The organism is Citrobacter sp. wls717 (assembly GCF_005280955.1).
GTDB lineage: Bacteria > Pseudomonadota > Gammaproteobacteria > Enterobacterales > Enterobacteriaceae > Citrobacter > Citrobacter werkmanii.
In genome coordinates this window covers 1-18,739 of record NZ_SZWW01000031.1, presented here as the reverse complement: position 1 = coordinate 18,739, position 18,739 = coordinate 1, and the positions used below count along the sequence as shown (strand labels likewise).

The following is an 18,739-nucleotide window of genomic DNA, read 5'->3' as shown; positions in this document are numbered from 1 at the left end:
GATGGCGCTGCGCTTATCCGGCCGACGATTTAATCTGGTCCTTGCATATAACAAACACAACACGCACTCCCGGAATGATGAAAAAATATCTCGCGCTTGCCGTTATTGCGCCGTTGCTCATCTCCTGTTCCAGTTCGACCAAAAAAGGCGATTCCTATAACGAAGCCTGGGTCAAGGATACCAACGGTTTTGATATTCTGATGGGGCAATTTGCCCATAACATTGAGAATCTGTGGGGATTTAAGGAAGTGCTGATTGCGGGTCCGAAGGACTACGTAAAGTATACCGATCAGTACCAAACCCGCAGCCACATCAACTTTGATGACGGTACGATAACTGTCGAGACCATTGCCGGAACAGACCCTGCCGGACACCTGCGTCGGGCGATTATCAAGACGTTGCTGATGGGTGATGATCCGGGTTCTATCGATCTCTATTCCGATGTCGACGACATTAAGATTTCCAAAGAGCCGTTCCTGTACGGACAGGTGGTCGATAATACCGGCCAACCAATTCGTTGGGAGGGACGTGCCACCAACTTTGCCAACTACCTGCTGCAAACGCGACTTAAAAGCCGCAGCAATGGCCTGCGTATCATTTATAGCGTAACGATCAATCTGGTACCAAACCACCTTGATAAGCGCGCGCATAAATACATCGGCATGGTGCGTCAGGCATCGCGTAAGTATGGCGTTGACGAATCGCTGATTCTGGCCATCATGCAAACCGAATCCTCGTTTAACCCGTATGCGGTCAGCCATGCCGATGCGCTGGGACTGATGCAGGTGGTACAACACAGCGCCGGGAAAGATGTTTTCCGCTCGCAAGGGCGCTCAGGCACACCTAGCCGCAGCTTCCTGTTTGACCCGGCCAGCAACATTGATACCGGCACGGCTTATCTGGCCATGCTCAACAATGTCTATTTGGGCGGCATTGATAATCCAACCTCGCGTCGCTATGCGGTGATCACCGCGTATAACGGCGGTGCCGGCAGCGTGCTGCGCGTGTTCTCGAATGATAAAATTCAGGCCGCGAATATCATTAACAGCATGTCCCCTGGGGACGTTTATCAAATCCTGACCACCCGACACCCATCAGCTGAATCACGCCGATACCTTTACAAGGTCAATTCCGCACAAAAATCATATCGACGCCGCTAATGTATCCCTCTTCTGTCCCCTTAAACGAGGTTAAGAAGAGGGAAAAGTGTTAACTCCATCACTCTTTTGCCTTGCAATTAGAAATTGTTTGCAAATATTTGTCACAGGTAACAAAAAAAGAGTGCTGCTCGTTGATAGAATCACATCATATAGCCACGGCAAATGTGCCTTTTAAAACATTCATCCGCATTACGGTGTGAGGAAATTAACATGAATCTTAAGCTGCAGCTGAAAGTTCTCTCGTTTCTGCAGTTCTGCTTATGGGGTAGTTGGCTGACTACTCTCGGCTCCTATATGTTTGTCACCCTTAAATTCGATGGTGCATCCATTGGCGCGGTGTATAGCTCGCTGGGGATCGCCGCCGTGTTTATGCCGACGCTGTTAGGGATCGTGGCCGACAAATGGGTCAGTGCGAAATGGGTATACACCATTTGTCACCTGGTCGGTGCCGCAACGCTGTTCGCCGCAGCCGAAGTCACCACGCCAGGCGCCATGTTCTTTGTGATTTTGCTTAACTCGCTGGCCTATATGCCAACGCTGGGGCTCATCAACACCATCTCCTACTATCGTCTGCAATCAGCCGGGATGGATATCGTTACCGATTTCCCGCCAATTCGTATCTGGGGCACCATCGGCTTTATCATGGCGATGTGGGGCGTAAGCTTCTCCGGCTTTGAACTGAGTCATATGCAGCTGTATATCGGTGCGACGTTGTCTGTGGTACTGGCGCTGTTCACTCTGACGCTGCCGCATATTCCGGTCGCCAATCAGCAGAAAAACCAGAGCTGGTCGTCTATGCTGGGTCTGGATGCCTTTGCGCTGTTTAAAAACAAGCGCATGGCGATTTTCTTCATCTTCTCAATGATGCTGGGCGCGGAGCTGCAGATTACCAATATGTTTGGTAATACCTTCCTGCACAGCTTCGACAACAACCCGCTGTTCTCTGGTAGCTTTATCGTTGAACACGCATCGGTGATGATGTCGATTTCACAGATTTCTGAGACCCTGTTTATCCTGACCATCCCGTTCTTCTTAAGCCGTTACGGTATTAAGAACGTGATGCTGATCAGTATCGTCGCGTGGATGCTGCGCTTCGGCCTGTTTGCCTACGGCGATCCGACGCCGTTCGGTACCGTACTGCTGGTTCTGTCGATGATTGTTTACGGCTGCGCCTTCGACTTCTTCAACATCTCTGGCTCCGTGTTCGTGGAGAAAGAAGTTCGCCCTGAAATTCGTGCCAGTGCACAGGGTATGTTCCTGATGATGACCAACGGCTTCGGTTGTATTCTGGGTGGTCTGGTGAGCGGCAAAGTGGTTGAACACTACACGCTGAACGGTATTACCGACTGGCAGACCGTGTGGCTAATCTTCGCAGGTTACTCGCTGGTTCTGGCATTTGCCTTCGTTGCGCTGTTTAAATACAAACACGTGCGCGTTCCGGCAGGCACGCAGACCATCGCACACTAATCTTTATAATGAAAGAAGGTCACCATCAGGTGACCTTCTTTTTGGCCAGATGGCGCTTATTTCACAACATATCCATACAGACGCTTAATGCCGTCTGCATCCGTCTCACTGTAAACGCCTTGCAGCTCCGGCGAGAAGCCAGGCAGCAGGTTTACCCCCTCTTCCAGCGCCAGGAAGTATTGTTGCACCGCCCCGCCCCAGACTTCGCCAGGCACCACGCACAGCACGCCCGGAGGATAAGGCAGCGCACCTTCCGCCGCAATGCGGCCAGCAGCATCACAAATACGCACCAGTTCAACATCACCACGAATAAAAGCGCTGTTGGCATCCTGCGGATTCATCGCCACGGCAGGCAGACTCTCCTGACGGAACATCGCTTTTTGCAGATCTTTCACATCAAAGCTGACGTACAGTGAGTGCATCTCCTGACACAGTTCACGCAGCGTGTAATCCCGGTAGCGCACCGGATACTTGTTGAAGATGGTGGGCAGCACTTCAGCCAGCGGCGTGTCATTCTCAATGTGCTGTTCAAACTGCGCCAGCATCGCCACCAGTTGCGCCATTTTCTCTGCGCTTTCAGCCGGGGTCAGCAGGAACAGAATCGAGTTGAGGTCGCATTTCTCCGGCACAATGCCGTTTTCACGCAGGTAATGCGCCAGAATCGTCGCCGGAATACCAAACTCAGTATATTGCCCGGTTTGCGCATCAATGCCCGGGGTAGTTAACAACAGCTTGCAGGGATCGACAAAATACTGGTCGCGCGCGTAACCGGAAAAACCATGCCACTTCGCGCCAGGCTCAAAGCTAAAGAAGCGACGCTCGCTGGCAATCACCGCCGTCGGATAGGTTTCCCACGGTTTGCCATCAACCACCGGGGGAATAAACGGCTGAATCATCTTACAGCGAGCAATTATCGCTTTACGGGCCTCGATTCCCAGCGCCACGCACTCCGCCCATAGCCGACGACCGCTCTCGCCTTCATGAATTTTGGCGTTAACGTCCAACGCCGCAAACAGCGGATAAAACGGACTGGTGGAAGCATGCAGCATAAACGCGTTGTTCAGCCGCTTATGCGGGCAGAACCGCGCCTGGCCGCGAATGTGGTTATCCTTTTTGTGGATCTGCGAGGTTTGCGAAAACCCAGCCTGTTGTTTGTGTACTGACTGCGTCACAAAGATCCCCGGATCGTTAGCATTAAGCTCCAACAGCAACGGTGAGCTATCGGCCATCATCGGGATAAATTGCTCGTAGCCGACCCATGCGGAATCAAACAGGATGTAATCACACAGGCTACCGATCTTGTCGATCACCTGCCGGGCGTTGTAGATCGTGCCGTCATAAGTGCCGAGTTGAATGATCGCCAGACGGAACGGACGCGGCTGGTCAGCCTTTTGTGGCGCAACTTCACGGATCTGCTGACGCAGGTACTGCTCATCAAAGCAGTGCTCATCAATGCCGCCGATAAAGCCAAACGGATTACGCGCCGCTTCCAGATAAACCGGCGTTGCACCCGCCTGGATCAGCGCGCCGTGGTGGTTCGACTTATGGTTGTTACGGTCAAAAAGCACCAGATCCCCACGCGTCAGCAGCGCATTGGTTACCACTTTATTGGCCGCAGAGGTTCCGTTCAGCACAAAGTAGGTTTTATCCGCGTGGAAAACTTTCGCGGCAAATTTCTGCGCATGTTTCGCTGACCCTTCATGAATCAGCAGATCGCCAAGCTTAACGTCAGCGTTGCACATGTCCGCACGAAACAGATTCTCACCAAAGAATTCGTAGAAATGCCGCCCCGCAGGATGCTTCTTAAAAAACTCACCGTGTTGGTGTCCCGGGCAGGCAAACGTGCTGTTCCCCATTTCGACATACTGGGTCAGCGTGTCGTAGAACGGCGGCAGTAGATCGTCTTCATACTGACAGGCAGCAGTCTCCAGCTCCAGCCACTCCTGAGCCTGACCGCGAATGACCGCATTGACTCCCGCTGGCACCTCCACATCGGATTCCGCGAACAGAAACACGGGTAAATGAAAACCTGTGCGTTTAAGCAAAGCAAGGATCCCGCTGCGGCTGTCCGCAACGGTAATGACGACTGCCGCAACGTCAGTAAAATCAGTGCTGTCCAACGAGACCACCTGACGATGGCTGGACAGACGAGAGACCAGTTCACTACTGGCGGCAATTTTCATTGATTTCATAAGCGCAATAACCCGTTTCGGGAAAATCAAAAGTCCCGGCAAAGCCGCACTGCTTTGCCCACGAAATGACAGGTCAAACTGGTTACCAGCCCCGACCGCCAGACATCAGTAAAAGCAGATAGCCTCTGATCTTACTGTTATCCTGCAGTGAGCGTGCGCTTACCTCACCGCATGGTGGAAGCGTGAAGATATGTTGCAGGAAGGGGCAAGCGTCGCGCAAAAAGGCGATAGGGAAGGCGATGTAGGGGGAATAATTTCATCCCAGGCAGCCCCATTCAGACAGGAGAAAATTCGCGCAATCATGGCACCTTTCACTGACAGGCGCAAGATAAAATCCGGAGCTAAAACCTCACAGATAAACAAACATTTTGTCTGAAATTAGCGGCATAATAATGCAATCTGAAACATAATTTCACCCAGTCAATTGCCTTCAGGATCAAGACGATAATGGGTATGCAGGAGCAAACGTGGTAATCGGACCCTTTATTAATGGCGGCGCCATTTTATTTGGCGGCGTTTTCGGCGCACTACTTAGCCAGCATTTACCGGAGCGCATTCGGGTCTCGATGACCTCCATATTCGGCCTGTGCTCTTTGGGAATTGGTATCTTGCTGGTTATCAAATGCGCCAACTTGCCGGTAATGGTTCTGGCAACGCTGGTTGGCGCGTTAATTGGCGAATTCTGTCATCTGGAGAAAGGGATTAACGCCGCCGTAGCCAAAGCACAGCAGCTTTTCACCCGTTCGGACGCCAACGCAACGCATGAATCATTTATCCAAAGTTACGTGGCCATCATCGTGCTGTTTTGCGCCAGCGGAACCGGGATCTTCGGGGCGATACATGAAGGCATGACCGGCGATCCAAATATATTAATCGCGAAATCGTTTCTTGATTTCTTCACGGCCATCATTTTTGCCTGTTCGCTGGGGATCGCGGTCTCTGCCATTTGTGTGCCGATGCTGGCAATCCAGTTGACGCTGGCCGCCTGCGCGGCGCTGATTTTACCCCTGACCACGCCTGCGATGATGGCTGATTTCAGCGCTGTAGGCGGACTATTGCTGCTGGCAACCGGTTTACGTATTTGCGGCATCAAAATGTTTGCCGTTGTAAATATGCTTCCGGCCCTGCTGCTGGCAATGCCGCTTTCCGCCGCGTGGACGGCATTTTTTGCCTGAGAATGCGTGCAATAGCAGCAATGTGGTGATAGATTGTGCAGTCTGCATTGATTTGAAGAAATTTCGTTGACGAAGCGAAGCGAATCGGGTTTAATGCGCCTCGTTGCCCGGATAGCTCAGTCGGTAGAGCAGGGGATTGAAAATCCCCGTGTCCTTGGTTCGATTCCGAGTCCGGGCACCACTATTTAAAGAACCCGCCCAAAAGGCGGGTTTTTGCTTTTGGAGAAGCGGACTCTCCATCGAACTCCGTTCGATTATTCGCCGCCAGCGGCTCACCCCTTCGGGGCCAGCGCGACAAGCACGCTGTTCAACGCCTACGGCGTTAGTCCGAGTCCGGGCACCACTATTTAAAGAACCCGCCCAAAAGGCGGGTTTTTGCTTTTTGGGGAATAGAATCTAATCCCTTCCCGTAGCGCTTTCTTTCAATAGCATATAGCGATTAAGAAGCTGATTAATCCGCATATCGAGCTGCTGATACAAAGCGGGTGATACACTCCCCTGCTTTTTTAATTCGTCATCTATTTGACGCAATAACTCTTCTGTCGGCGGCGTTTGGTCAAGCTGGCGGCGGATAGTGAAAATGGCTGATTTCAGCTCCGACCCCGTCAGATATTTACCTTTGCGTTCATCAAGCATATTTAGCCGGGCGGTTAACGCGTCCAGACCCTGCTGGGCATCATGCCAGTTTTGCAGAGCGCTTTCCGGCAATGCTTCCGTGGTTAACGCTTTCTGTAACCCACTAACGAATGTCGTTGTCTGCGATTCCTCCGGCCACAGGGTGACTAACTGCTGCGCTAATGATGCGGCATATTCTCTCGACCACAAAGGTGACAGGTCATGTAAAACGTCCAATTGCCCTTGCGTTGCGGCAATTATTTCCTGCTTCTGTTCCTTCAAATCTGAAGATTGCCTCAACGTGGACAATTGCTCTGGCGTCAGCATCTGCGGCAATGGCTTCACCAGTTCATATCCGTCGGCGCGCATATGAGTGATACCAAGAAAAGCGCCTGTATTTACGACCGCAGTCACCATGACACCGATCGCAAACCCCAACCACATCCGTCGGGTTCCATGTGCGGTTTGAGTAGCAAAAACCGTTGCGCTCGATTGCTCTGATGGCACAGGTTCATTAACCACAAAGACCAACTGTGGCACTGACGTCTCAACGTTAATGGTCGCACCTGAAGCCGGTATCATCACAGCGCCCGCTCCCGAATCCGCTTCAGCCTTCTCCAGACGCAAAGCAGCATTGTGCATCCAGGTAACCACTGCCTCCAGTTTACTCAGCGCTTTCAACTCAAGTCGCTGCAGCACTTCGCAGGCATGTTTTAAACTCTGTTCAACCCGATACACCATTGATAAATCAGCATATGACAGCGTCAGCGTACGCAATTCTTGCTGTAAACGGGCAGACAGCCATGCAAGAACCTCAACGCGGGCATGCGTCTGCTGCGGCCATATAGCACTCCAGTGATGCGTCAATAAGGCTTCCATAAGTTCCGCGCCTTCGGCAAGCCCTACCAGGCCCGCATTACGTATTCTGCCGACGGTATACCAGGCCAGGGTTTGCAGTTCGACGCCGTTATGACGAAACAATGTCAGGCTTAACTGTTCAACCTTGTGCCAGTCAACATCCGGGCGCGCGGGGTGAGTCAGTTTGCTGATTTCATCGCGTAACTGCCCGAACTCCGTAAAAGCACGCGGGTCGCCACCGGTGATGATGCGATTCTTTTCCATGTCAGTACACTCTCGTCTCAAGCCAGCCCTGCTTCTTAAGATGACGAATAAGCACCCGTCCCTCAGGGGTAAAGTCAGTGCCATAGCGAACAATGCCCAGGTCCTGCAGTTCAGCATCGATTGCATAACGCAAATGCCCCGGCGCTTCCTGCTCCTGCATCGTTACCTGAATACCTTTTAGTCGCGGTTCATATTTCAATAAAACCTGAGAAAGTATGCTGATAAGCTGATGCGCCGTTCCTGGCATCCCCTGGAGGATTTTGGTCATATCCGGCAGACCGTAGTCGGGCAAATGTTTGAGGCTACCGGCACGAGTATTCAAAATCCGCTGCATATTATCGAGGACGGACAAAATGACCTGCGTGTTTTCACTAACTGCGTGCAAAGGAAAACCACCGGAAAAATTACCCAGCAAGATGTCATAAAGAGAAGGCCGTTTAGTCATTACTCGTCCTCCTGCGTCAGGAGAGCCAGAGCCTGAGAATTTAATTCAATCACTCGCGCCTTATCAGGATCGAGATCTTCACGACCTAATACTACACGCCATGAATCCTCAGACTGATCGGGAGAAATGAACATTCCCGCCACGCCAACATATTGCGCTTCATTTTCGAGTGGAATATCGACTGTTACGCTTTCACCAGGACGTACCCGAATATCTTTCTGAGCCAACAAATCTGCTTTCACCGCCGTGCTGTCTTGCGCAAATAAAGACTGATAGTTTGCCGAATCAAATGCTTTACGATCTCTGAGTTGGTAAATACGTACGACAGTTGAAAGCGCGATACCCTGCGCATTTTTATTAGCGGCTTCTCTGGCGGAAAAATCCAAATGCAATGTTTTAATTTCCTTATAAAAAATTGACTTCGTTAATGACACTGCGCCTTCAGATACTTTTTGTGTCAGACCACATCCGGTTACCAGACTGCTCATTGCGGTTATTACGGCAAAATTAATAGCGATAATCGCCAGTCTCATCGGCTTCCCTCCGCTGATCGTGTTGACTAAGGCTCTGCCAAAGCCCAAGTGTAATCGTTATGAGTTGATTCTTCGTTTCGGGATTATCCAGACGCATTACAGCCGTTCGGCCGAGCTGTACTGCGCGTTCGCTTTTATTACTGGTAAGTTGAGCATCCGGAAGCGCCGAGCGAGAAATCCGTAATTGCAGCCTCGCATTCACCCTGGCACCTAAATAAACGTGCATCAGCGCGAGAAAATCATGGTAAAGCTGACCACCGGGTAACCAGTCACGAACCTCATCGGGAGCATCCGTTGTCAGAGTAATTAGCACCTGGCTGTTAATATCTACGGCGCTATGCCCCATCACCGGACGAGAATGAAGGCTAACGGGTTGCCGTGTACTCATTTTTAACGCCTTATCCAGCAGGATTAAGCGTTTATCATGAGGGGTCACGGTGATATTTGTTGTTGGCGATAATAAAGAAACCAGCGCGGATATTCCTTCCACCGTGCGAGTTGGCATTCTCATTATTCCTAACAGCGCCAAAAAACGCGATAACGGGGTTTCGGTTTGTTTACCACATCCCGGAATCCCCAACCCGGTTAGCCCCAGTAAATATTGCGATGTTTCATCTGTACCGCCCGGGCGAAAGGTCGCTGGATAGCTATATTTACGCCAGACTCGATAAAACTGCGTAATTAAGCGGTGATTAAAAATATCCAGAAACTCAGCGGCAACGTCTGAGCCTTCCTGACGCTGGGCGATATCATCCTGATAGGTTGTCGGCAGCGGCGATTCCACACCATACAACCCCATAAAAGTGACCCGAACCGTTGGCGGCAGTGTGGGTTGTTGCGGATCATATACTGCACTTTTTAGCTCCCCCGCCGGGAAGCCCATTCCCGGATGAGGGCGAAAACGAACGGCATCGAAGCGCGGGCTTTGTTGGCTTCCGGGACAGGGTGCTTGTGGACCCCACTGTTCCAGCAACTGGCAGAAACGATAAAAATTGGTACGGGGCAGGTTTTCACCAAGGCTATTTAGCAGCCGGGTAGCCGCTGATTGTGATTCTCTTTCCATCGCAAGCTTTTCCCTGCCGGCTGTATGATTAAAGTAAGCTGATTAAACAAATGAATATCCGCATACAATGCAAAAAAGCGGTTAAGCATTTCTCCAAACAGATGAATATCGCCCTCACCGGTAAATCCGTTCTCATCAAGCGTTATTTCGATGTCCACCCCTCGTAGTAGAAATCCTTTTTCAAAGCGCTGTATTTCATGTTGTTGAACATCCATGATCGCATCCAGACGACGATAATTAAGCTCATCATCCTGCCAGTTATAGAGAGACAACGTTCCTTTGAGCACTTCAGCGCTGGCCATCATATTCAGAAAGCTGGATCCCAGGTGACTCAACACTCGCCAGTGAAAACGATCCTCAGCGGGAGGGTAAGCGGGGAGAGTCGGTTTACATAGATTACGCACGGCAAGCGGCGTCTGGAGGATCTGCTCACAACGATTAAGCAATGAACTCTGCAACGCTCGTCTGGGTAGCTGACCGTTTGTGCCGGTCACTTTCAAAGACACGGTTTCATACTCAGCCAGACGATCCCGCTCCCAGGCATCTCCTCCGAGTATCAGCCAGGTATCATACAATCCGGATACGCCGCGTCTGACGCGAGTATGGTAGTAACGTTCAGGCGCATTACGGCGCATCATGCCTCCCTTGTGGCGAAAGCTGGTAAAGGGGACATAGACGGCATTACGCGTTCGCTGCGAACCTGAAACCGCATCCACCGAATAAATTTCCGTGTGACCATCCTGCAATCTGCGCGGACGCAGCAAATATTCGCTTTCAAGCCCATTAACCACCAGCGGATCGGCTTCCAGAGTGAAGAGATTAATAACCGGAACGCAATGAAGACGGATGTTTTCACTCCCCAGAGGAAGCTCAGAACTCCACTGTTGAGTCAGTACAGCTTCTATTTCAAAACACGCTATACCGGCAGGAAACGTTACCTTTTCCAGGCCGTTAAGATGGACAAACATAAATTTTTCGCGGAACGTAAAATACTCAAGCAATAATTGCCAACCGCCAAACGCCGTATTGCCTTTTGCCCATAAACTGTCTTCACTGGCAAATCCGCCCGGGGAAAAATACCCCTCCAGTCGAATACGTTCTACGCTATTGGGGAGTCTCAAATAAAGAGAGGCCAGACGCTTTGTCAAAGCAAGGTGCAGCGCGTGGGTCACCGGTGCGTCGCCGCTCAGATAAAGACTGAGGCGCGTCAGATCGGTTTGCGACCAGTCCATCTGTGGATTGCACTTTATTCGCATACGGATGGCCGAGCGTCCGTCAGGTTCGGCATCAATATTCACCACCGTGACAGACAGTGGATTGAGCGTGACGGGCTGAGTAGTACGATACTGACATACCGTTTTTTTAGGGCCAACTGGCTGGGACAATACACCAAACCCCGCATTGATCCGTTCGCTCATTTTCAGTACATCAATATCAGGTAAAAGCTCGACAATACTTAAGGAGGGAATGGTACGTAAATAATGTGGCCACAGCAGGCTCATTAAGCCTTCGGTAAATTCAGGGAGATGATCATCGATTTTGGCGCGCAAGCGTCCCATCGAAAATGCAAAACCTTCAAATAATCGCTCCACATACGGATCGGGAATGCCGACTTTATCCAGATCCAGCATCGCTGCACGATCCGGATGCGCCTGCGCAAACTCTTTTGCCGCTTCCCTTAAATAACGCATTTCCGCGTCATAATAACGCAGAGTTAAATCTTCCATTTTACAGTTCGCTTTTTTAGTTTTAGCCACACAAGACGGCGGCTCTGGCGGGATCAATGGCGACCAAACCGGACAACAGAGAGTCCATCTCTGGCGCCAGACGCGCTTTGTCACTTTCACTGCGGTTGGCTTTTAAACGCAGAAGTTTCAGCCGTCGCGCTTTGATTTCAAACAGCAGTTCAGGCTCCCATTGTTTGAGGGTGAGAGCGTGTGCTGTCGTATTCAATTCGCCAAGCAAATGCAGCGCGAGATCGTTGCGCCCACATTGTTCGGTCAGACGGGCCATCAACAACTGGCGTAACCAACGCTGTCGAGGTGAAATAATGCCGGGGCGAGTCTGAAGCCAGGCAAGCGCTGCTTCAATGCCTTCGCTATCCGCCAGCGCCAGCGCCTCGCTTTCAAGGAGCAGAATATCGTCATCCGCCCCAGCGGTAGTCGCAGCGACTTTTTCCGTCCGCCAGTCGCTTTCCTGCAGCACGTCACGGGCTATCCACTCGCGGGTGACATCGTCAGCAAAGGGAGTTCCATCGTTAAAAGCCAGTGTTTCCAGACCCGGCATCCGATGTAGTAGCATTTTCAGATCGCTGATGATAATCGTGGCATTTTTATCCCATGGCGAACCCGCCCTGGTTAGAGCCTGATGAAGGTACCACTGCACGTCCAGCCAGAAATGATTCACTCCCTCGACAAATAAGCTGTCAGTTAACTCAATCAGTTCAGTCCAGTTTTGCTGCAAATACAGACGTTTGAGCTGCGCGCGGTAATCACTCTTGGGCGGTACCAGGCGTGTACGTCCGGCGCCATCTGGCGGAGGAAGCTGGCTGACCGTATCGAGGCGCACGCTTTTCATCAAATGATGCGCCGCCAGCCAGCCTTCCGGCTGATCGCTTAAGTATTTTGCCAACACCCGTGCCTGTTCCAGCAGCTCACGGCCAGAAGCAATACTTTTGAGGACGGGGGTTTCTGCGCTGTGTCGACTGGGTTGAGCGCTGATATTTTGCGGTACCAATGCCTGAGCGCCGCCAGACTGCGCCAGCCGATTTTCCAGCGCGCTATACAACGCCCCAAGCCCTGGACGAATACTCTCTTCTCGCTGACTAAATTGCTGCTCTAGTAGCATCAGCGCACCGGCGATCCGTTGCGTGTCAGGTCGTGAAACCTCGGGAAAACGCGCCAGACTATCCAGCATCCGCCCGCCTGCCAGCCATTCAAGGGCGGCCTTATGGCTGTTGGCTCTTAAGGGATGGAGAGAATCGCCATATTGCTGCATCAGGCCAGCCAGCAAAATCAGACCATCCGCCAGACCGGACTCACCATCCTGATGCAAACGCGCCCATGTGTAGTAGGTGACAACACGGACATCTTTACTGGTATGGGTCAGAATTTTTTCCGCAAGCTCAATAATGAGCTCCGTTTGCGCGCCAGACAGTTTATTCACCTCCTCTCGCATACGCTGAAAATCATCGTCATAGCCAGGATCTTCACCACCAGGGTTGGCTGCTGAAATGGGCAATAGCCAGTTTTGCCATAGCGCAGTCTGCGTTTGCGCCTGCTCCATGAGTTGCTGTTGTTCATCTGGCGAAGCCGTGCTGGCATCCAGTAGACGTTTCAGAGCGTTCATTCTTCTTCCTCTGAGGAAATCTTGCTGCTAACAACAAAAATTGCTTCTGGTAGTTCAAAGTCGCGGAGTTTGAGTAATACGAGCGGGCCTTCACCTGCTTCCGTTCGCAGGGTGTAGTTCAGCGGCAATCCATCCTGCGCTGTCCAGCGCAGGTTAAAACCGCTGTTCACGCCAGCGTTATCGGTTATCTCCGCTTTCTCAAGCAGTCGGATCCACCCCCAGGTACCGGGGTTATCTGAGTAGATTCGGGTTCCCGTATTGGTGCTCACCCAGCTTAGGGTTGCCCCTGACGCTTGCGTATCGGCAGGCCAGACAACGTTTTTCCACGCTGGCATCTGATTAACGTAGGTGAGTTTCTGCCCATCCAGTACGAGGTCGGTCTGCATTACATCCCGCGCCGTTCCAGGACGCAGCTCAAAACGCATCCCGGCTTCTCCACGAATAAATGCGACATCCGCAATTTGACTGAGCTGGTCCATCGCCTCGAGGAACGCCGGATTAAACACCAGTCCCTGAGCATTCACCGTGTCGGCAACCCAGTGACGTCCCTGTTTATGCAGCACACCACTTAAATGGCTTTCGAGAAAATGCGGGATCCGACCATTATCGCTTCGCAGATATTGCGCCAGCAGCGGCAGAGAAGCCTCGCTGCCAACATCGCGAAACGGATATCGTCCGCCGAATGCACTGTTCCAGTCATTCACAATCAGCGCCTTCCATTGCGCATTCAGGCCCGCCGCGGTCGGTTGCAATACCTGCTGCCATGACTGCTCCAGCGGCTGAACAAACATAGTTTGACCAAATCCACTCCATGCTTGCCCCAGACTGGCCGCCACCAGATTGCCATAGTCACGCGTGGTGGTGAGATCGATGGTTTTGCCCTGAAACACCGTTTGCGCCAGGGCCTGACTCATTCCCTGCGGATCGGCAGCGTTAGTAATCTGCTGGAGTTTCAGCCTGACCTGCGTTACCCGGGTCAGGTAGGTTTGCAGACTCAGGTGGCTGATATCCTGCCCGGCCGATTGTTCATCCATCAAGGCCAGGATTGGCGAGAAGGTACTCGCCATAGGGCCTTCTTCCCGCGCATGCTGGTCAATGGTTTGATTTTCTTTAGTGTTAAATAGCTCCTTTGCCGACTTCACCAATGAGTCCGACAGCGCTTCACCGGTTAACCCTGTGCGTCCCTGAACGACGAGCGTATTCATTAACGCAATCAGAGGAGACTGACGAATATCGGCAATCAACGTGAGTTGATCGATAGCATCGCTTAGCGTCTGGGTGCGCTTCCAGCGAATACTGTTGAGAAAATCGAGCCAGTTGTCGGCAAAATCCGTGAAGTAACGCTCGCTAAGACGCGTCTTTAATGCCTGGGGAGAAAGAGGATCGCTTGCAGAATGCGTATCATCCCCCAGCACCTGATCCATTTCTTCCCGGCGGTTGTTTACGATTTTCTCTATGGCGGGCAAAACCTCCTCTTCCCAGGCTTTGCGGGTATACACGCCAGCAACCGAACTGCGGGTATAAAATACGTGCTCTGCCCGGGTATCGCCGGTCATGTCTTCCAGACGAAGATCGGTGTAATGCGGAGTTACCTGTTCAATGATTTTCTGATACAGGGCAGCTTCGCCATTGCGGATCCCCATCTGACGAATTAACAGCGTTCGCACCTGGCTAATAAGATTTTTATCGGCTGCTATTTTCCATTCAGGATGCGCCTGAAGGTGTTCTCCCCAGAATTGCCAGAGTCCAGGCCCAACGCCCTGCCATGATGCACGCGAAATACCCGCTCGGTCCGGCCAGTCTTGCATCAACGCCTGACTAAAAAATGACGCCTCCATCTGTTCAGGTCGGGAGAGCATCAGATACATTTTCAGCTGGTTGTAGGCGATCTTTGCCTGGGCAGCAAACTGCGCGCTGTCTGGAGCCAGCCGGGTTAAAGCCGTTAATTCCTGAGTAAGATGTTGAGCGGCTTCATCACGCAGGAGCGGAATAGCGATACGCGTATAACGCGGCCATAGCGCATCCAGCAGAGCATCATTTTGACTTAAACCGAAGCGGTAGTACCACGGCACTCCATTCTGCTGACGCCAGCGAAGCATGCCTGGCGTTTGCTGAAGAGCGGAAAGCGCCGTAAGACGCTCGGCGAGCGGTTTATCCGGGCCGCCTGCCAGTCTCGCCTGATCCAGACTTTCGCCGATCAGATTGCGATTCGCCAGGAAAGACACCACCATTCCCGCCCCCCATAGCAGTATCAAACCGGCTGTACAGACTGCCAACACCCCCATCCCTGAACGGCCTGTACGCTGTGCCTTAAGTTCAGCTGGTAACGCAGGGAGTGAATCAAGCAGCGCACGCCAGCGCTCATCACGCCTCCAGGCATGCGCAACGCCCGATGAGGTACTTTCCGCATACTGGCTCAAGATGACCGCCGCCAGCGGCAATGGCCGATGCGGGCTAAAAAAAGTGGACAACGATTCGCTGATGGCTTCTGCGCCATGCATCAGCAAATTAGCCATTTTCAGTAAGACGTTATCGCGGATATTGCGCGTAACCTGCTGCGTGCCCTGCTCCGCCATCTGTATTGCGAGCGAGGTCAACTGCGAACGACATAAAGCCGTGGTGCATCCTGCAGGAAACAAACACGTCGCAGAGTGTAGGGTTACGTCATCCCGTGTGCCATGCAGCGACCAAAGGTACAACGGCACTCGCCAGCGAAGCGTGGTAAAAACAGCCTGAAGATGGCGGGCGGCATTATCTGCTTGTTCTGCGCTTAAAGAGACAACAGGTGCTGATTGAACCAATGCCTGCTGGTGCTGAAAGGTGGGGGTTACCCATACAATCCCGTCCAGCGGGCGCCGATGCAGCTTGCGTATCGCATCAAACAGCGTGACATCTGGCGTTTCAGTGAGCCCACCTCCCCAGATTAACACCACGCCATCCCCTTCAACCCAGCGCAGAGAGGTGAGTTTTGGCACCAGCAGCTCAACCTGAGAGGCATCCCCCATCACCAGCAGAATACGCGTTTTGGCGCGCCAGCGGCGGCCGTAATTCCCTTTTAGGGCATCACGAATTTCTCCTGTCCGTATATTCCTGGAGAGTATTTCCTCTATTCGGGATTCATTTTCAGGAAAAACGCCGACATTTTCCTCGCTTACGCGAAACAGATGCTCCCTTGCATAAAGGCTGATATACGGATACAGGCGAATCAAAATAATTAAAATTGCCGTGGCTACAACTAAGAGAAATTTCTTCGTAGGTGAATCTGCACCCAGATACTCACCAAAGCGATTCGCCAGCCATGATAATCCCGCCAGGATTACCAAAAACAACACAGCCTGACTTCCCCTACTCCATAGATGGCTTGTCGTATTCATTATCACTCCAGGGTAAAACGGTACAGATATATGGCTGTTGTTCCTGAACAGAAACGATCAAATATGGTGCTGAGTGATGCTTTGACATATCAGCGGTCACACCAGCACATAGCCAACCGGAAAATGGACCGGGGATCCCCATAAATCGTTCAAGAACAATGGTGTTTTCAACCTGCCAATGAACACCATTCTCATGAGCAATTGGATAGAGTTGCGTACTCAACGAAGCAATTGACTGGTAATCAGACACAATGGCCCTGGTTTTTTTCGCACTGACCTGTGTAGTAAAAAAAGAGGTTAAATCTTGCGACAAACACGATTTATCCAGAGGCATTGGACGCAATAAGCGACATTTTCCTTCCAAACCGTAATTGCGCGCAACATCATCACTGGCTAAAAGAAAAACAGCCATTCCATCAGAATATTTATCGTGCCCATTAAATTGCAAAATCAGAAAAAGATCGCTTCTGACTTCAGCATCTTTCAGGTTCGTATCCAGTTGGTGGCACGGAAACTCAGTGACAATCCGTACAGAGGAAGGCTGCGGCTTGGCAGGTAAACTTGTCTGCCAGATGCGATGAAAGTTGGATTGTAGTAAGCAAATTTCTTCAGTTGAACCATCCGTGACGAGGGTTACATGCAACGGAATGCCAGTCGGTAATATGCTCAGAGACTCAGCTATACTGTTAAGCAAAACAGCCGCGGCATGGCATTGATTTTTGACCTGAGGTAAGTAATTGATACGATTAACCAAATCATATTGGTTTGCGATATTCTTTGAATTACCAGCAATAATTGCAACGGTAATTTTCTCTGGTAACAATACGCAGCTATTCATCACGACAATAGAGCGCTGTCCCCAAGACTGCCATTCACGTTGAGAAATCAATATTTCTTTTTGCAAAAACTCATAATATTCAAGCGCCCGCCCATATAAATACCCTCTAATACTGGCAATTATTAACCACAGGAACACTGGAAAAAGTGAAACCAGCCAGATGTTGACATTATTAATAAAAAACAGATGCTCTGTTGCATGCAATACAAAAAGTAAGATGCTTACTATTACTGATAATATACCGACCAGTATCCATCGCCAGAGAGAAAGAGGTTCAGGAGCTACGGGCGTGATAATTCTATGGCGTTCCCAGCCCATGGTTTCATCCTATTGATGCTTCCGGCGCACTTGAAATAACCTGACATCCACACAGACTATGGCATCCATCGACAACTATCGGTTTACCATCAGAAAACCATTCTGATGAACCTTCAATAATAGGATTAATGCCATGGAAGGGTATCGGACAACTGACCAGATCCCCCAGAAGAACTACTTTTTTCCCTTGAACAAACATGGTAGAAGATGCAGATATCACACTTCCTCCATGAGTCGTTTTATCACCAAGCAAAACAAAACCTTTTGACATAATGAACCTCCTAATAAAATATCTATTAAATAGTCTCACTAATCATTTAATATAATGATTGTATTGGGAACCACTATAAACATTGAAGAGCTAGCAATGTTTGGCATAATCCTTGATTAAATTAATTGTTACACTTTTGGCAAATCTATCTCTACTGAGTGTTAGTTTGCCGATGCTTTGCGTTCACTACTGATTTTCTGCAGCCGTTCGAAATCAGGTTCAGTTTCTCCAAGCTCGACTGAACCATCCGGATAAACCAGTTTTACCTGTTCACCATGCCCCCAGGTTAAAGGATCTATCCAGGTAACCACTTCATTAAAATGTATAACCGGCCTGAAAATGACACGTTCAATATCGCTATCAAGCCTGTATGCGTAGAAATTTTTCCGTCCTGTAAATGAAAGCGTTACCAGATTTCCGGCTAAATGGTTTTCCTTTTTTCGAGGGTAAAACTCCTCATTAATTACTTTATTTATCCCTGGCAGGGGTTGAGATCGTCCATTTGCAGCGCGGGGATAATGTTCATCAAACACAAACGTGATTCTTTTAAAAATTGTCTTATCAATTCCCTCAAGAATTTTACTGCCTTTTTTATACTTCAGCTTAAATTCAACATTACTCAGTTTCCAGTCACAGTACCAGCCCTTTTCCACCGGCACCGTAACGCTATAAATATTACTGTTCTTTTCCTGCTCCGGCTCATAGGTAGTGACACTGGAATCATCTTCGTAGTGTTTTTTAAAATTACCATCACGCCGGGTGCGCTGGCATTTATGTGAGCGATAGGTCACGGAGAACCACGGTTTCTCAAGAAGGTC

At 50.6% G+C, this 18,739-nt stretch carries 14 protein-coding genes and 1 tRNA gene; 4 read left to right on the top strand and 11 right to left on the bottom strand.

The annotated features are described in order from the left end of the window. The first annotated feature begins 74 nt into the window (after positions 1 to 74). The gene (gene mltC, locus FDX09_RS14965; protein WP_129694833.1) at positions 75 to 1,160 is read left to right on the top strand and encodes a membrane-bound lytic murein transglycosylase MltC; all 1,086 of its coding nucleotides are present in this window, start codon (positions 75 to 77) and stop codon (positions 1,158 to 1,160) included. Positions 1,161 to 1,370: 210 nt separating this feature from the next. Continuing rightward, positions 1,371 to 2,627 carry a nucleoside permease gene (locus tag FDX09_RS14960; protein WP_069324795.1) on the top strand — a complete coding sequence of 419 codons (1,257 nt, stop codon included), beginning with the start codon at positions 1,371 to 1,373 and terminating at the stop codon, positions 2,625 to 2,627. Positions 2,628 to 2,683: 56 nt separating this feature from the next. Here the strand turns inward: FDX09_RS14960 and FDX09_RS14955 are convergent, their stop codons facing one another. Continuing rightward, positions 2,684 to 4,819 carry an ornithine decarboxylase gene (locus tag FDX09_RS14955; protein ID WP_137347442.1) on the bottom strand — a complete coding sequence of 712 codons (2,136 nt, stop codon included), beginning with the start codon at positions 4,817 to 4,819 and terminating at the stop codon, positions 2,684 to 2,686. A 467-nt stretch (positions 4,820 to 5,286) separates the two neighbouring features. Between FDX09_RS14955 and FDX09_RS14945 the strand changes: the two genes are divergently transcribed. Next, positions 5,287 to 5,994, top strand: coding sequence for a DUF554 domain-containing protein (locus FDX09_RS14945; protein WP_038633642.1), 708 nt, complete (start codon positions 5,287 to 5,289; stop codon positions 5,992 to 5,994). Between the two features lie 105 nt (positions 5,995 to 6,099). Further along, positions 6,100 to 6,175, top strand: a tRNA-Phe gene (locus FDX09_RS14940). A gap of 215 nt (positions 6,176 to 6,390) precedes the next feature. Here the strand turns inward: FDX09_RS14940 and FDX09_RS14930 are convergent. The 10 genes from FDX09_RS14930 to FDX09_RS23705 all read right to left on the bottom strand — a co-directional run. Continuing rightward, the gene (locus FDX09_RS14930) at positions 6,391 to 7,731 is read right to left on the bottom strand and encodes a VasL domain-containing protein (RefSeq protein WP_087856798.1); all 1,341 of its coding nucleotides are present in this window, start codon (positions 7,729 to 7,731) and stop codon (positions 6,391 to 6,393) included. A gap of 1 nt (position 7,732) precedes the next feature. Further along, positions 7,733 to 8,176, bottom strand: coding sequence for a type VI secretion system baseplate subunit TssE (gene tssE / locus FDX09_RS14925; protein WP_085048745.1), 444 nt, complete (start codon positions 8,174 to 8,176; stop codon positions 7,733 to 7,735). After that, positions 8,176 to 8,709 carry a type VI secretion system lipoprotein TssJ gene (gene tssJ, locus FDX09_RS14920; protein ID WP_137347440.1) on the bottom strand — a complete coding sequence of 178 codons (534 nt, stop codon included), beginning with the start codon at positions 8,707 to 8,709 and terminating at the stop codon, positions 8,176 to 8,178. Before tssJ ends, tssE begins: the two co-directional genes overlap by 1 nt. After that, on the bottom strand, positions 8,684 to 9,772 hold the full coding sequence (tssG, locus tag FDX09_RS14915) for a type VI secretion system baseplate subunit TssG (RefSeq protein ID WP_087856800.1): 1,089 nt from the start codon (positions 9,770 to 9,772) through the stop codon (positions 8,684 to 8,686). Before tssG ends, tssJ begins: the two co-directional genes overlap by 26 nt. Then, on the bottom strand, positions 9,733 to 11,499 hold the full coding sequence (tssF, locus tag FDX09_RS14910) for a type VI secretion system baseplate subunit TssF (protein WP_137347439.1): 1,767 nt from the start codon (positions 11,497 to 11,499) through the stop codon (positions 9,733 to 9,735). Before tssF ends, tssG begins: the two co-directional genes overlap by 40 nt. Positions 11,500 to 11,521: 22 nt before the next feature. Further along, complete coding sequence (gene tssA, locus FDX09_RS14905) at positions 11,522 to 13,120, bottom strand: type VI secretion system protein TssA (protein WP_137347438.1); 1,599 nt, start codon at positions 13,118 to 13,120, stop codon at positions 11,522 to 11,524. Next, positions 13,117 to 16,452, bottom strand: a complete 3,336-nt coding sequence (locus FDX09_RS14900; RefSeq protein ID WP_249360010.1) for an ImcF-related family protein — start codon at positions 16,450 to 16,452, stop codon at positions 13,117 to 13,119. The genes tssA and FDX09_RS14900 overlap by 4 nt, the downstream gene beginning before the upstream one ends. 13 nt (positions 16,453 to 16,465) lie before the next feature. After that, on the bottom strand, positions 16,466 to 17,650 hold the full coding sequence (locus FDX09_RS14895; protein ID WP_137347437.1) for a hypothetical protein: 1,185 nt from the start codon (positions 17,648 to 17,650) through the stop codon (positions 16,466 to 16,468). Between the two features lie 4 nt (positions 17,651 to 17,654). Further along, positions 17,655 to 17,921, bottom strand: coding sequence for a PAAR domain-containing protein (locus tag FDX09_RS14890; protein ID WP_071692255.1), 267 nt, complete (start codon positions 17,919 to 17,921; stop codon positions 17,655 to 17,657). A gap of 161 nt (positions 17,922 to 18,082) precedes the next feature. Continuing rightward, positions 18,083 to 18,739 (bottom strand): hypothetical protein (locus tag FDX09_RS23705; protein WP_170973243.1); only part of this gene is annotated, 657 nt, incomplete at its 5' end.

What these genes read in the sequence shown, in the direction of transcription:
- mltC (WP_129694833.1), top strand. Translation starts at nt 75, where the DNA reads ATGATGAAAAAATATCTCGCGCTTGCCGTTATTGCGCCGTTGCTCATC.
- FDX09_RS14960 (WP_069324795.1), top strand. Translation starts at nt 1,371, where the DNA reads ATGAATCTTAAGCTGCAGCTGAAAGTTCTCTCGTTTCTGCAGTTCTGC.
- FDX09_RS14955 (WP_137347442.1), bottom strand. Translation starts at nt 4,819, where the DNA reads ATGAAATCAATGAAAATTGCCGCCAGTAGTGAACTGGTCTCTCGTCTG.
- FDX09_RS14930 (WP_087856798.1), bottom strand. Translation starts at nt 7,731, where the DNA reads ATGGAAAAGAATCGCATCATCACCGGTGGCGACCCGCGTGCTTTTACG.
- tssE (WP_085048745.1), bottom strand. Translation starts at nt 8,176, where the DNA reads ATGACTAAACGGCCTTCTCTTTATGACATCTTGCTGGGTAATTTTTCC.
- tssJ (WP_137347440.1), bottom strand. Translation starts at nt 8,709, where the DNA reads ATGAGACTGGCGATTATCGCTATTAATTTTGCCGTAATAACCGCAATG.
- tssG (WP_087856800.1), bottom strand. Translation starts at nt 9,772, where the DNA reads ATGGAAAGAGAATCACAATCAGCGGCTACCCGGCTGCTAAATAGCCTT.
- tssF (WP_137347439.1), bottom strand. Translation starts at nt 11,499, where the DNA reads ATGGAAGATTTAACTCTGCGTTATTATGACGCGGAAATGCGTTATTTA.
- tssA (WP_137347438.1), bottom strand. Translation starts at nt 13,120, where the DNA reads ATGAACGCTCTGAAACGTCTACTGGATGCCAGCACGGCTTCGCCAGAT.
- FDX09_RS14895 (WP_137347437.1), bottom strand. Translation starts at nt 17,650, where the DNA reads ATGGGCTGGGAACGCCATAGAATTATCACGCCCGTAGCTCCTGAACCT.
- FDX09_RS14890 (WP_071692255.1), bottom strand. Translation starts at nt 17,921, where the DNA reads ATGTCAAAAGGTTTTGTTTTGCTTGGTGATAAAACGACTCATGGAGGA.